This window comes from Noviherbaspirillum pedocola (genome assembly GCF_016632335.1).
GTDB classification, from domain to species: domain Bacteria; phylum Pseudomonadota; class Gammaproteobacteria; order Burkholderiales; family Burkholderiaceae_D; genus Noviherbaspirillum_A; species Noviherbaspirillum_A pedocola.
In genome coordinates this window covers 226,154-240,581 of sequence record NZ_JAEPBG010000004.1, presented here as the reverse complement: position 1 = coordinate 240,581, position 14,428 = coordinate 226,154, and the positions used below count along the sequence as shown (strand labels likewise).

Sequence of the window (14,428 nt, the reverse complement as noted above, 5' to 3'; positions counted from 1 at the left end):
GTCGGGCTGGATCGCATGGCTTTGCCGCCGTGGACGCCTGGCGGCAAATCGGAAAACCGCGATGATAGCGCGATCCGCGACGGCTCAAGTCGCAAGCATGCGCATGCTTGCGGCAAGGCCTCAGGAGTATTCGCTTTCCTTCCAGGCCCGGCGACGGTTCGAGCGCGTGCCTTTGCGAAGACGATGTCCGATGGCGATGAGGACAAATGCGACGCCCGCAGAAAAGAGCAGCAGCATCATGAGCCTGCCTTGCCCGCGTGATGAGGGAGCCGGTCCATCTATGGCACCAGCGAGCTCGGCATATCGCAGCCCAGTTCGCGCACGACATTGCGGAAGATCCATTCCAGCTCGCCGGGAAAACAGCCCCAGCCAAAGCGCCGGGCCAGATCGAGCCGCATCTCGACAATCTCCGGTGTGGAAATCAGCGGGCTGCGCAACTGTTCCTTGCGCACCTCGGCGACGATCTGCGCGACGAGTTCGCTGCACATCTCATAGTTCGAGAGGACTTCGCGCACCAGGTCGGCGCGCGGAAAATCCTGCGGCAAGGAGGCGACGGTTTGCATGGTAAGTCGGGACATGATGCTGGCCATATGCGAGTACTGTATGCGCATACAGTATCATGCGATTGCCGGTGCGGCAACCCGGTCCGCACGCAGGCAGATGTCGGCTTTGACACTGAGCAAGCCAAATCGCCATACATGACTGTTCCTGTCCCGGCACGGAGTTTTTCCGACACGGCACGCCCCGCATAAGACCTTGTGCCGGCCGTCGAGGTATTCGACGCATAATGACGCGCCCTGCCCCACCGATAAAACGATGCCGCTGAAACCGATACGTTCCCTCGCTCTGCTTCTGCTTGCCAGCCACGTCGCTGCTCATGCGTCAACCGCGGCGTGTCGCGCCACTGCGCCCTCTCCGCTGGGCACCAGCATCGCCGCGATTGCCCTGCGCGAATATGCGGAATTCGATGGCCACCGCATCGACGCCGAAGGACGCTTGTGGAAATTCGGCGCCACTGAATCCGAGTTCTCGGTGCTGCTCGATCCCGGCACCGGCCGGCGCGACGCGAGTCGACCCGGCCGCTATGCCTGGCGACGCGTCTGGGAATACTGGCGCACGCTGGCGCAGCATGTTCCCGGCGCGGATGAGGACCGCATGCTCATGGTCGCGCCCGGCCTGCTCGATGCGCCAGCCGACGCCGGCGCGGCAACGACCTATCGGCTTGGCGAACTGCTGCGTCAAACCGAAGACCTCGAAGCGGACATCGCAGAGCCTTTGCGCCAGGCAGCGGTGCGCGCAGCAATGAACGATACGCCATGGTCGGCCGCATTCATTTCCTTTGTGATGGACCGCGCCGGCCTGAGCGCCGCTCAGTTCAGGTATTCCGCCGCGCACTGGAAATATGTGCAGCGCGCGTTTGCACCGTCGCTGGACTACGCCTGGGTCGCTTGCGATCCCGAAAGCGCGCGGCCAGCCGTTGGCGACCTGCTGTGCTATTCGCGCGGCACCGCGCCGCTGAAGCGCTACGCAGAATGGCGCGATGCCGTGGCATTGCGCGGTATTGCGGCGCCGGCGCATTGTGAAGTCGTCACCCTTGTTGACGCGGATGCCCGCAAGATGGAAACCGTGGGCGGCAACGTGCTGCAGTCGGTAGCGCGGCGCAAGCTCAAGCTCAACAGTGCGATGCTGCTGTCGCGCAGCTACGATCCGGACCGGAGTTCAAGCTCGCGCATTCGTGAATGCGCGCGCGATCCGAGCTGTGAAGCCGCCAATCTGAACATGCAGTACTGGAGCGTGCTGCTGAAGCTGCGTCCGGACCTTAGGCCCGACCCGAAATCCGACACGGCGAAGCCGGGCCATGAGACTGACGACACCACTGAAGCGTCGGACCGCGGCATCGCGCGGCACGCACGGTAGGCTGAGGGTCAGCGCCTGCCTCGGTCTACAGCGCCTGATGATGTGTCTGGTCGCCGATCTGCCATTCGCTCATCGTCAGGAGCTTGCCGAGGATCTGGCCCGCATCCCGACGATGAACCTCAGACGCCGGAAGCTCACGTCAGGCTTCCGGGCCGGCGCCGCTGCGCTTACTGCGTCGCGCAGGTATAGCTGTTCGCGCTATTGATATCGCCGGTGCCGGAATACTTCGGCCAGGCCGGGTATTCACACAGCGGCCGCGTCCTGCCCGGTACGCCGGCGGTATCGGCGACGATCTGGTTCGTCGGCGCGACGCCCTTTTCCACCCAGTTCTCCAGCGCCGTCACCGAATCCCAGCTGGCATTGAAGACGCTGCTGGTGGAATGGCCGTAACCCGGTATCTCGTAATAGCGCAGGAAGGACGTGACCGTGTTGGCGCCCATCGCATTGCGCAGACGGGTCCAGTACTGCTCGGTGGCGCGGGTGCTGACCAGCGCATCATGGATGCCATGCGCCATCAGGATCTTGCCGCCTCGCGCGACGAAGGGAGACAGATCGGTCTTGTTGGCGTCCTGGATGCCAGTCAGGGCCACGATGCGGCTCTGCCATGGTCCGGGCGCCTGCGGATCGAGCGACAGCGAGTTGTAGTTCGCATCGCGCGTGACGAAGTACTTCACCCACTGGTCCCAGAAGGTGCTGCCATACGGCGGCATCGTGGTGCTCGTCACCGGCGGCATCGGGTTGGCCGGTTGCTCGGTGCCCATGGACAGCGTCAGCACGGTCGGCTGCAAGGGGCTTGTGCCGGGAACGCCGAAGTCGGTGCCCCAGGTGTTGAAGCCGGGATACGTGGTTTCCCCGCTGGCAAGCGCATACGGCAGCGTCAGCGTGCTGTTGATGACGTTGAACGAGGCGATCTGCGCATCGGACAGGCAGCTGTCGCCGACGTCGACGCCATTTGGGCAGCGCAGCGGCGCGCCGTTGAGCGTGGCGGTCGCGGGATTGAAAGCCGCGTTGCATGCGGCCTGGTTGCTGATCAGGCCATCCTGCACGCCATCGAGCGTGTCGCAGGCAGCCATCGCGGCGTCGTACAGCAGCTTGCGCTTGGCGCGGCTCGGATAAGCGTTGGGCTGCGCCAGCTGCCGCGTGATGCGGCCGAACTGCAAGTCCAGCGCAGCCGCATTCCACGCGGGATACAGCACGATGGCGCCATCGAAGTCCTGCGGCCAGTTCTGCACCGCCAGGATCGCTTCGCGCCCGCCGGTGGAGCCGCCGGCGAAATAGGTTTTCTTCGGCGTGGCGGCGTAGCGCGCCTTGATGATGGCCATGGCCACGTCGCGGGTCTTCTTGATCGCGTCGCCGGAGAAATTGCGCAGCGCTTCATCATTGGCGCCGAAGGTGCCGTCACGGCTGCCATTCGCATTGGCCTGGTGGCCGGAATCGCTGCCGAAGGTGGCATAGCCGCGGCCGAGAGGGATTTGCTTGTCCGCCGGTCCGGCAGGAACGTTGCCGGCGCCGGTGGCGATCGTGCCGTTGTAGCCGCCGCCGCCGAACATCATCGCCTTGCTGTTCCAGTCAGTGGGCAGATTGAGCTGGAACTTGATCTTCGGCGCGCTCGCATCCACCGGGTTGATATCTCCCAGCACCTTGCAGTATTCGCCGACGGCAGTCGCGCCGCTGCCCGCGGCGGCCACGACCTGCGTGCTGGTCACCGTGGCGCCGGTGGTGGCCAGGCCGATGGAGGAAGCGGGGATGTTCATGCCATTGAGCTGTGCGCAGCTCATGGCCAGTTGCGCCGGCTGGGCCGGGGTATTGTTATCGTCGCCGCCGCCGCATGCGGCCAGGCCGAAACTGGCGAGCGCTGCCGCAGCGAGCGGCAGCAGCCTCGGTTGATGAATCGCGATTTTTTTCATGTCTCCTGTCTCCGTTTCCATACTGGATGCTGCCGTGCATGGCGATGCGTTCGCCAGCGCAGCAGCATTTCGATTATGGAAGCTTCCCGGAGAGCAGGATTGATTTAACGCACCGGGACGGAGCCGTCCAAACCCCGTCGTGCGTTCAGACTTGCGGCGCCGCGCCGATCAGAATTCTTCCCAGTCCGCACCGGTAGCGCCGGCGCTGGCGGCCGGCAGCTTGCGCGCGGCGAGCGCAGCATGTTGCGTCCGGCTGGCAGGCAGGTTTGCACTCGTGCGCGTCATCGCGGACCGTCCGAGCGCCGGCATCGTCATCGGCGCCGCGACCGCGGCCGTCACCACGGTCTCACCACTACGGAAGGCATTCACCACTTGCACCAGCCGCTCGGCCTGATGCTGCATTGCCTGCGATGCGGCAGCCGCTTCTTCCACCAGGGCCGCATTCTGCTGCGTGACTTGGTCCATCGCGCCGATGGCGCCGTTGATTTCATCGATGCCGGCGGTCTGCTCGCCGGTTGCCGCGCTGATCTCGCCGATGATATCGGCCACGCGGCGCACGCTGGAAACGATTTCCTGCATCGTCGCGCCGGCCTGGTCGACCAGCTTGCCGCCGGCGTCGACCTTCTCTACCGAGTCGCCGATCAGAGCCTTGATCTCCTTGGCCGCCGAAGCCGAACGCTGTGCCAGGCTCCTGACCTCGGTAGCCACCACCGCGAAGCCGCGTCCCTGTTCACCGGCCCGGGCCGCTTCGACCGCGGCGTTCAGCGCCAGGATGTTGGTCTGGAAGGCGATGCCGTCGATGACCGAGATGATGTCGACGATGCGTTTCGAGGATTCGTTGATCGAGGCCATGGTGGTGATCACTTCGCCGACCACTTCGCCGCCGCGAATGGCGATCTCGGACGCGGACAGCGCGAGCCCATTCGCCTGGCGCGCATTGTCCGCATTCTGCTTCACGGTGGCGGCAAGCTCTTCCATCGACGATGCGGTTTCCTCCAGGGAGCCGGCCTGGCGTTCGGTACGGTCAGAGAGGTCGGTATTGCCGGCCGCGATCTGGCGCGCGGCGCTGGCGATTGCATCGGCGCCGGTACGCACTTCGCCGACGATGGATGACAGGTTGTCGCGCATGGATTTCATCGCAGCCATCAGGCTGGCTTCGTCGCCGGCGGCGGTGGGCACCGCCACGCCGAGGTCGCCCGCGCTGATGCTGCGCGCAACCGTGGCGGCATCTTCCGGGTCGCCGCCCAGCGATTTGCCGAGGCTGCGGATCACCGCGAGCATCACCGCGGTCAGCGCCACGCCGACTACCGCCAGCAGCAATGCCGCTTGCCACAGGTCGCGCACGAAGGCATCGGTGAGGTCATCAATGTAGAGGCCGGAAATGAAGCTCCAGTCCCAGGGCTTGAAGGTCGCCACATAAGCGCCTTTCGGGTAGACGCGGTTCTGGTCCGCATCGCCCGGCTTGGGCCAGACATAGTCGACCCAGCCTTCGCCGGTGGTCTTCGCAATCTTCGCGACGTTCATGTACAGCGGCGTGCCGGCCTTGTCCTTGAAATCGGACATGTCCTTGCCATCCATTTCCGGCTTGATCGGATGCATCACCACACGCGGCGTGGAATCGATGATCGTGTAATAGCCGTCCTTGCCATAGCGCATTGCGCGCAGTTCATCGAGCGCGCGCTTCTTTGCCTCGTCGAGCGGCATCTTGCCGGAGTCGGCCAGACTGGCATAGCGCTTTACCGTCGACATGCCGGCGTCGGTTGCAAACTTCAGCGCCAGTTGCCTTTCCTCGAAGCGCCTGGCCTTGCTGTCCATGACGTTGAAGCTGCTGATGCCGAGCAGACAAAGCCAGCTGATAAAGAGCGGTAGGAAAAGTTTCTTGCGGAAGGTTAGTTTCATGGCGCGAATGGACAGAGCTTTAAAATAGTTTTGTGACCGTTAATTTCTGTCAGGAAATTTAACGCGCCCTATCTTCGCATTAATGCTGATTTTAGGAAATATCTTTCAGGCAAGATGTGGTCGATATCCGGTATGGAAGCCGGATTATTGCCAGTGCGCGTCAGAAGCCCGGCGCAACGGCTCCCCAAGTTGCTGCGTTCGCACTGTGCAGGTGAAGTCGGAGCGATGAATGGATTCAAGCATTCGTTTCGGCTGACGGCTGTCCATGACGGCGGCTTCTGGTGCAATTTTCCGTCCAGGTTAAACGCTAAAAAATACGGCAAGCCGGAAAAGTAAGAAATCACGTCGGCGTTCTTCTGATGTCCTAGCGTGCCTTCAAATTGCCGTTTTGAAAAACACGAATCGCATTCGATAATGAATGCGCGCGGGCCTGAGCGGCGCAACGCGGCCGGACGGAAATCCGATGCATAAAAGCGGGCAGCGCTTTTTGAATTCAGCAATGGAATTGCAATCCCATTCCCTGAATCCGACCTACCGTCGCAACGTTTTTCCTCTTGCGCGTGGAAGGTTTATAACCGCATTCAATTTGAACCAAAGGTAACATTCGCAATGTCTATGTTCCTTTAAGGAACACTACGTGTGACTTATGGCTTATTCGGATCAAGCGCCAGATTTGGATTTCTATAAAATCTTTGAGTTCTTGCCTTCGCCGTGCCTGATTCTTGCCCCCGATTTCAGCATCGTCACATCTAACGCCGCATATCGCGCGGCGACATTCATTGAAGAGAACGCGGTTCGCGGCAAAAACATATTCGACGTTTTTCCGGCAAATCCGGAAGACCCGTCCAGCACCGGGACAGCGCGCCTGCGAGCCTCTCTCGAACGCGTTCTGGCTACAAAGCACGCCGACACCATGCCGCTCCAGCGATACGATATTCCCCTGCCTGGCGGCAGTTTCGAAGTGCGCCATTGGAGCCCGGTAAACGTTCCGGTGCTCGACGCCTATGGTGAAGTCGTCTCCATCATCCATCGCGTCGAGGACGTAACAGCCTTGATCGAAAAGCTGCCACGGGGCTTGATCGATGCGCAGACGCATGCATTGGCAACTGAATTATTTCAACGCGGGCGCGAGATCGATTCCGCAAATGCGCTGCTGCGCGAGGCGAACGCTTCGCTGGAACAACTCGACAAAGCCAGGACGGATTTCTTCAACGATGTCAGTCATGAGCTCCGTACGCCGCTGACGCTGCTGATGTGGTCGCTGGAACAGCTGCAGCGCTCCGCTGCGTCCAATGGCGACCAGGGTCAGCAGAAAGCTGTGGCCAGCGCCCGGCGCAACGCCGGGCGCATGCTGCGGCTGGTCAACAGCCTGCTCGAGCTGGCGCGCGCCGACTCGGGACACATCACGGCGACGTTCCAGCCTACCGATCTGGCCTCGTTCACCGCCGAGCTGGCAAATCAGTTTCGGACCGCGGTGGAACAGATTGGCCTGAAATTGCGGGTCAATTGCGAACCGCTCGATCAAGCGGTTTTCGTCGACCATGAATTGTGGGAAAAGATTGTTCTGAATCTGCTATCCAATGCAGTCAAATTCACCTCCGACGGAGAAATCGAAGTCACGCTTGTCGAAAAAGAAGGACGTGTTCATTTTTCGGTCCGGGATACGGGAAGCGGTATTCCCGATGCCGATATACCAAAAGTATTCGACCGTTTCTACCGCGCGCGCGGGGCACCTTCCAATGGTGAACAAGGTACGGGAATAGGCCTTGCCCTGGTCAAAGAATTCGCGCGGCTGCACGGCGGCGAAGTCAAATTGAAGAGCAAACTCGGCGCAGGAAGCGTATTTTGCGTTGAAATACCCTTGGGGCGAGCTCATCTTCCGCCAGCAGCCATTGTCGAAGGCGAAAAGGAAAGCCACCCCAGGCGGAAGAACGATCATGCTCTTGAAGCGCAGGAATGGATTCTTGAGCAGGAAGCAGTCAGCCTTCCCTTCCCGGACACTTCGCCATCGCTGCAGAAGAGAGCGCGCGTTCTCGTGGTTGACGACAATGCCGAGCTTGGCCATTACATCGCCCGCCTGCTGGGAGAACGCTTCAGCACCGAAACCGCGACCGACGGCGCGCGTGCGCTGGAAAGTATTTACGAGCGGCCACCCGACGTATTGGTCACTGATCTTCTGATGGCAGGCATGGGTGGACTCGACCTCGTCCGTGCCATACGAACCGACCCGCTGGTTTCCGCGCTTCCCATCATCCTGGTATCCGGGAAAGCGGACGATGAACAGAGAAGCCATGCGCTGGAGGCTGGCGCTGACGATTTCCTGGTGAAACCATTCAGCGCGCGCGAATTGCTGGCCCGCGTAAGCATCCTGGTCGATCAGGCCGAACGCAGCCGGCAGGAACGCACGCTGCGCGCCGAAGCCGAAGCCGCACGCATGCGCATGCGCATGGTGCTGGACAGTGTCAGCGAAGCGTTCATCGCGGTGGACCGCCAGTGGCGCATTACTTTTGCGAACGGCCGGGCGGCAAGCTGGCTCGGCACGAACGACGATGCGCTGATGCAGAAGCCGCTCTCCCAGTTTTTCCCGGTAAACATGGAAGAAGCGCTGAGATCGGCGCTGCAGCGAACCATGGCCAGGCGTGAAAGTGCGCAGGTAGAGCTCGAACGTGGCGGCCGCTGCTGGCATGTCGGCATATTCCCGTCCCCCGAGGGGATCGTGATGCTCGCGAGCGACATCACCGAACGCAAGGAAGCGGAGTCACGCTTTCGCCACCTGGCGCATCATGACGCGCTCACCGGCCTACCGAATCGCGCATGCCTGATCGAGTTTGGCGAAAAGTTGCTGGCCGCTACCCGGCGCTCCAGAAAGATGCTGGCGGTGCTGTTCATCGACCTCGACCGCTTCAAGTCGATCAACGACAGTTTCGGACACGGAATCGGAGACCAGTTGCTGCAGCAGGTAGCGGCGAGACTGCGCAGCTCGTCGCGCGCCGAGGACATGGTGGGGCGCCTGGCGGGTGATGAATTCCTGGCGGTATTGGCGGACCTCTCGGAAGCCTCGGACGCCGGGCGCGCCGCGGACCATCTGCTCGAAGAACTCAAGAAGCCGTACCGGGTGGGCGAGCGCGAGCTGTACTGTGCGCCGAGCATCGGCATCAGCCTGTTCCCGCAGGATGGACAGTCTCTCGACGCGCTGATCCAGCATGCCGACATGGCGATGTACCAGGCCAAGGAAGCCGGCAGGAACAATTTCCATTTCTATACAGGCGCACCGACGCCTCTGGAACGCCGGACGCTGTCCATCGAGCAACGCTTGCGCCGCGGCGTGGAAGGCCAAGGCTTTCAGCTCGTCTACCAGCCCATCGTCGATACGCATACCGGCAGCGTACGCGGCGCCGAAGCATTGCTGCGATGGCCACAGCCCGATGGCGATCCCATCGGACCCGAGCTGTTCATCCCGATTGCCGAGTCGGTCGGCGTCATCCAGTCCCTGGGCCGCTGGGTATTCGGAGAGGTATGCAAGCAGGTCGTGCAATGGCAGGCGGACGGTCTTCCCGCCATTACCGTCGCGATCAACGTTTCACCGATCCAGTTCCGCCATCAGGGTTTCCTTCCGTCGCTTCTGAACATCCTGCGTGAATCCGGCGTCAATCCCGGTCTCATCTCCCTGGAACTGACGGAAAGCGCCCTGATCAAGGACATCGATGAGTCGGTGAAGACCTTCTCGATATTGCGGGAGGTCGGGCTCTCGGTCGCCCTGGACGATTTCGGCACCGGCTATTCCAGTCTGAGCCAGCTCGCCCGGCTCCCGCTGGACAAGCTGAAAATCGATCGCTCCTTCGTGAAAGGCATCGAAGGCGGCGGAGCCGGCCCTCCCATCGTCGAAGCGATCATCGCATTGGGGCACACCTTGAATCTGGAAATCGTTGCGGAAGGCGTTGAAACGCAGCAGGACCTCGCCTTTCTCCGCGAAAAGCGTTGTCATCAGGCGCAAGGCTATTTCATCGGACGTCCGATGATCGGAAATGCATTCTTCGAATGGTGCACGATGAACACGCCCGCCGCCTCCACGCCTGCACAGGGTATGAATAACACCGGGCACAGCCAGTGAGTCGCCGCGGGAGAACGTATGCAAACTGACCAGCACTCGACCAAGAATGTCTGGAACCACTACGTCTATACAAGGAAAATTCCGCGCGATGTGCTGCGGGAGTCGATCCAGCGCGCGTGGCAGCGTTGCGACCAGGTCGGCGCCAGCCCCTTCATCATGCAGGCCAGGGAACTCACCTCGGCCCAGGCGAAAGAACTCTTTGAGCGCGAAGGCAACCTGATCCAGGCGGCCAAGCCGTACATGCAGGCACTGTCGCAGGCCGCCGGGGACGAACGCCATGCGGCCATGCTGGGCGACCGGAACGCCGTCGTCATCGATGTATTGGGCGACGAGGAAAGCGTCAGTGGTCGGCAGCGTGTACCAGGGCCGGGGGCATTGCTCGCCGAACAGCAGGCTGGCGCGAATGGAATAGGAAGCCCGCTGGCCGAGGGCGGATATATCGAACTCGTCGGGTCCGAACATTTCATCGAGGGATTTCACCCGTTCACCTGCCAGGGACTGCCCTTGACCGGACCGAATGGAGAGATCGCCGGCGTACTGAGCACATCCGTGCGGCGCGTTGAAGCCTCTCACCGGATCCGCGAGATTCTCTATTGCGCAGCTCACGGCATCGAGGCAGAGCTGATTCGCCGCCAACTGTCGATGGAACTGCAGCAGATGCTCGGAGGGGAAACGAATGACGCCCTGCTCGACCGCATACAACAGGACATGGTGCAAATGCACGGCGCCGCGCGATTGCGCCTGGAAAAGGCCATCCGCCTCGTTCGCGCCAATCGCCATGCCGAGGTCACGCAGCTGGTTGAAGTCGCGAACCAGCTGATCACCCGTTTTCGCATGCAGTCGCAGCTATGGCGGGAAATCGCGTCGGCCGGAACCGAAGAACCGCGGCGCCACGATCTGGCGCAGCATGCCCGGGAAATGGCGGCGCTGCTTGCGACGGAAGCGGCGGTGCGCGGCCTCGATGTCGTCGTGCACGGTACAGAGCCGGTGCCTGTGCATGTCGACAGGCGCGAGCTGCAGAGAACGCTCTTCAGGGCGTTTCTGCGGGCTTTCGAATCATCTCCTGCACGTTCGACGCTGCGAATCGATGTCGCAAACGATGAGCAGCTTGCACTCGGCACCATCCGTTTCTCGACGGCGCCCGATGTGATAGTTGCGATCGACCAGAAGCCGCGGCAGTTCGATTCCCTGCGTATCGGCAGCTTTGTTATCGATAAGCATTGATTTCCACGGAGGCCGATTTGGCTAAGGCAAGTGTGCTGGTGGCAGATGACGACAAGGATTTCAGGCAGGCCGTTGCCGAATTCATCGAAATGGAAGGATGGCAAGTGTGGCAGGCGCAGGACGGTGAGGAGGCGCTCGACTTCGCTCGCGCATACAAGCCGGACGTGATCATACTCGACCAGAGAATGCCCGGCCTGACGGGAACCGAAGTGATACTGCATATGCGGGACAGGGGCATCCACACGCCCGTGGTATTCATCTCGGCAGCCCGTGAAATCAGCGCACTGGCCCTTTCCGTCAGCGTGAATTGCTATCTTCAGAAGCCATTCGGGATCAATGACCTGATTACTCTTCTGAACCAGGCATTGCAAGGCGGATGCTGAAAGTCTGACGCACCAGCGCTTGCGAGCGTTCGAATTCGCGCCAAAGCCCGCGAGCCAGGCTGGTAACCGGCGCGTTCGTCCTGCTTGGGTTGGCGGCCGGCATCAACGCTTTTTACCGTGCCGCCGGCGCGTTTTCACCGTGCGGTATAGCGCCGCTTCGCGGACCGTTGTAAGGTAAGGCCCCTGTGGCTCAGCGATGCGCAAGCCTTTCGACATGAACGCGACCCCACCCGAGCCGAATCGCACGGTGATCCTGCCCGCGCTGCCCGGCGATCCTGCCGCTGCACAACGCGTGGCGACTGACGATGGCAATCCGTTGCCGCCAGGGGCGCGGCTCGGCGAATTCGAAATTCTGAAAGTCATCGGCATCGGCGGCTTCGGCATCGTCTATCTGGCCCAGGACCATTTTCTCGAACGCCATGTCGCGGTCAAGGAATACATGCCCACGAGCTTCGCGCTGCGCTCCTCGAACGGCAATGTGCTGGCCACTTCCCCGCGCGAAGCGGAACTGTTCCGGGTCGGCATGCGCAGCTTCCTCAATGAAGCGCGGCTGCTGGCGCGCTTCGATCATCCGGCATTGCTGAAGGTCTACCGTTTCTGGGAAGCCAATGGCACCGCCTACATGGCCATGCCCTTCTATGAAGGCGTGACCCTGAAGCAAGCCATTCGAAGCGGGCAAATCACACCGACCGAAGAATGGATACGCGCCTTTCTCGCCTATCTGCTCGACGCGATCAGCCTGATCCATGCGGCGCATTGCTATCACCGCGACATTGCGCCGGACAACATCATGCTGCTCGAGGATGGCCGCCCGGTGCTGCTCGATTTCGGCGCGGCGCGGCAGGTGCTCGGCGACCTCACGCACATGCCGACCGCGATACTCAAGCCCGGCTATGCGCCCATCGAGCAGTACATGGAAACCCCGGGCATGCAGCAGGGGCCCTGGACCGATGTGTATGCGCTGGCCGCGGTGGTGTATTACCTGATCACGCGCAAGCCGCCGCCACCGGCGGTAGCGCGCATCGTGCAGGACGACATGCTGCCGGCGCGCCAGGCCGGCAAGGGACGCTACCGCGACAGCTTCCTGGCCACGCTGGACCATGCGCTGGCTGTGCGGCCCGAGCTGCGCATCCGCTCGGTGGCGCAATTCCGCAGCGCGCTCGGCATCGACGAAAGCATTCCCGAAGCCATGCCGAGCGTGGACGAGGCCACGCGCACGGAACCGATGGCAAGCGCGGCCAGGCCTGAAGCCTTCCGCCGCGAGGGCACCGCAAGCGCGCCGGAACGGCGGGCAGCTCAATGGCGAAGACCATATGGCGCGCGCCACCGCGTGATCGAGCGGCTGCGGCAATGGCTTGCCGCGCACGCGCCACGCACCCTGGGCAGGCGCAGCACCATCGAGGCCATGCTGGTGCTCATCGTTGCTGCTGCGCTCTACGGCGGCTTTCGTCTCGCGGTCCGGCATCCCGGCAAGGCCGCATCCGCGCCGCAGGAAGTGACCCGGCACAGCGAACCGGTCGCGCCATCGACCGGAAGCACCGCTGCCTTGGGCCAGACGCCGGCCGCCACAAAGCCCGAAGCAAGCGCCGCTGCCGCGGCGCCGGGCATCGCCAACCCGGAAAAGCGCGAGCATCCATCGGCTGGGGAGACGCAGCGTCGCGAAGAGGAATTGTGGGCAGCGGTACGCAACATCGACAAACCACTGGTCTATGAGTCCTTCCTGAGCAGGTATCCAACCAGTCGCCATGCGGATGAAGCGCGGGCCAGTCTGGCGCGGCTCAGGCACGCGGAAGAGTCGCACGCATCCGCCGCATCAAAAGCGCCGGGCGCCTCCACCAGCGAAGCCAACACATCCAGCACCGCGCGCAATGCGGCTCCAGCGGCTCCGCAGCAGGGCTACGGACTCCCCGCTACGCCATCGATTGCGGGGCCAACGGCCCGAGTCCCATCCGCGACACCGGCGACGCCACCACCACAAACGACGCCGCCGACACAGACCGCGGGGCAAGCCTCGACACCGCGCATCGCGCAAGCAATGCCGCAGGCATCGCCAGACGCGCCGGCCAGCGACGCCGCCAGGACCGAAGCGCCAGCAGCACAGGAGCGCACTGCGCCGGCCGGGCCGGCGGAAAAAGCGCCTTATCAGGCTGCGCAAAAACCCGAGCCTGATAAGGCACGCGAACCGCAGCGGGCAAGCGAAACGATGAGCAGCGAAGGCAGGGTGCTCAAGCTGCCAGGCCAGACCATGACGGGCAACTTCACGACGGACCCGGTCACCGGCGCCGTCTCCGGCCGCGGCCGCATCGTCTGGGACAATGGCGACCGCTTCGAAGGCACGCTGGCGCAAGGCGTGCGGCAAGGCAAGGGCGAATTCATCTGGGCCAATGGCCAGCGTTACAGGGGCGACTGGGCGCGCGGACTGCCTAACGGCAAGGGCACGATGCAGTTCGCCAACGGCAACCGCTATGAAGGAGAGATGCGGGATGGCGTGCCGCATGGCGTAGGCGTCATCGACTTCAGCAATGGCGACCGCTATTCCGGCGACGTCAGGAACGGCCTGCCGGATGGGAGCGGGACCAACCGCTTCGCCAACGGCGATATCTACAGCGGCGCCTGGCGCATGGGCAAGAGCCATGGCCACGGCCGCTATGCCTGGGCATCCGGCGGCGCCTGGGAAGGCGAATTCCGCGACGGCGTGAAGACCGAAAACGGCGGCATGGCGTCCGGAGACGATGCCAGGCCGCTGGCGCGCTGAACGCCAGTCCCATGATCCGGATTGACCCATGGCAGCGGTCTGCTACGCAAGGAACACGTGCCGCGCACCGTCGGCTGAAAGATATGCCGTGAGACGGTCGGCCACGCAGGACAGCTAGTACCGTTTCCGAATGACCGGCTACGGGAGCGTAGTACATGCAGTACACCGTCTCCAGTCGGCCGCGTCTCACGCTCAATGCTTTCGTTTTGTTTCGCCGGATGTCTCGGCGCCA

9 protein-coding genes are annotated in these 14,428 nt (G+C 62.6%); 5 read left to right on the top strand and 4 right to left on the bottom strand.

Annotation, left to right across the window (positions count from 1 at the left end; all coding sequences use genetic code 11):
* Window positions 1-278: 278 nt before the first annotated feature.
* Entirely contained in the window at window positions 279-578 is a 300-nt protein-coding gene (locus JJB74_RS12015; protein WP_200592106.1) for a hypothetical protein, read from the bottom strand.
* A 238-nt stretch (window positions 579-816) separates the two neighbouring features.
* Here JJB74_RS12015 and JJB74_RS12010 point away from each other — a divergent pair, with 238 nt between their 5' ends.
* The gene (locus JJB74_RS12010; RefSeq protein ID WP_200592105.1) at window positions 817-1,917 is read left to right on the top strand and encodes a DUF2272 domain-containing protein; all 1,101 of its coding nucleotides are present in this window, start codon (window positions 817-819) and stop codon (window positions 1,915-1,917) included.
* A gap of 167 nt (window positions 1,918-2,084) precedes the next feature.
* Here the strand turns inward: JJB74_RS12010 and JJB74_RS12005 are convergent, their stop codons facing one another.
* The 3 genes from JJB74_RS12005 to JJB74_RS11995 form a co-directional block, all read right to left on the bottom strand.
* A complete protein-coding gene (locus JJB74_RS12005) occupies window positions 2,085-3,824 on the bottom strand; it encodes a tannase/feruloyl esterase family alpha/beta hydrolase (RefSeq protein WP_234484126.1) in 1,740 nt (579 codons plus the stop codon).
* A gap of 168 nt (window positions 3,825-3,992) precedes the next feature.
* A complete protein-coding gene (locus tag JJB74_RS12000; RefSeq protein WP_200592103.1) occupies window positions 3,993-5,723 on the bottom strand; it encodes a methyl-accepting chemotaxis protein in 1,731 nt (576 codons plus the stop codon).
* A gap of 68 nt (window positions 5,724-5,791) precedes the next feature.
* Entirely contained in the window at window positions 5,792-6,223 is a 432-nt protein-coding gene (locus JJB74_RS11995) for a hypothetical protein (RefSeq protein ID WP_200592102.1), read from the bottom strand.
* 146 nt (window positions 6,224-6,369) lie between these two features.
* Between JJB74_RS11995 and JJB74_RS11990 the strand changes: the two genes are divergently transcribed.
* The 4 genes from JJB74_RS11990 (at window position 6,370) to JJB74_RS11975 (ending at window position 14,196) form a co-directional block, all read left to right on the top strand.
* The gene (locus JJB74_RS11990; protein ID WP_234484125.1) at window positions 6,370-9,834 is read left to right on the top strand and encodes an EAL domain-containing protein; all 3,465 of its coding nucleotides are present in this window, start codon (window positions 6,370-6,372) and stop codon (window positions 9,832-9,834) included.
* An 18-nt stretch (window positions 9,835-9,852) separates the two neighbouring features.
* Complete coding sequence (locus tag JJB74_RS11985; protein WP_200592100.1) at window positions 9,853-11,058, top strand: sigma-54-dependent transcriptional regulator family protein; 1,206 nt, start codon at window positions 9,853-9,855, stop codon at window positions 11,056-11,058.
* A complete protein-coding gene (locus JJB74_RS11980) occupies window positions 11,055-11,441 on the top strand; it encodes a response regulator transcription factor (protein ID WP_200592099.1) in 387 nt (128 codons plus the stop codon). Before JJB74_RS11985 ends, JJB74_RS11980 begins: the two co-directional genes overlap by 4 nt.
* Before the next feature lie 214 nt (window positions 11,442-11,655).
* Window positions 11,656-14,196: a serine/threonine-protein kinase gene (locus JJB74_RS11975; protein ID WP_234484124.1), complete on the top strand. Its 2,541-nt coding sequence runs from the start codon at window positions 11,656-11,658 to the stop codon at window positions 14,194-14,196.
* Window positions 14,197-14,428: the final 232 nt, after the last annotated feature.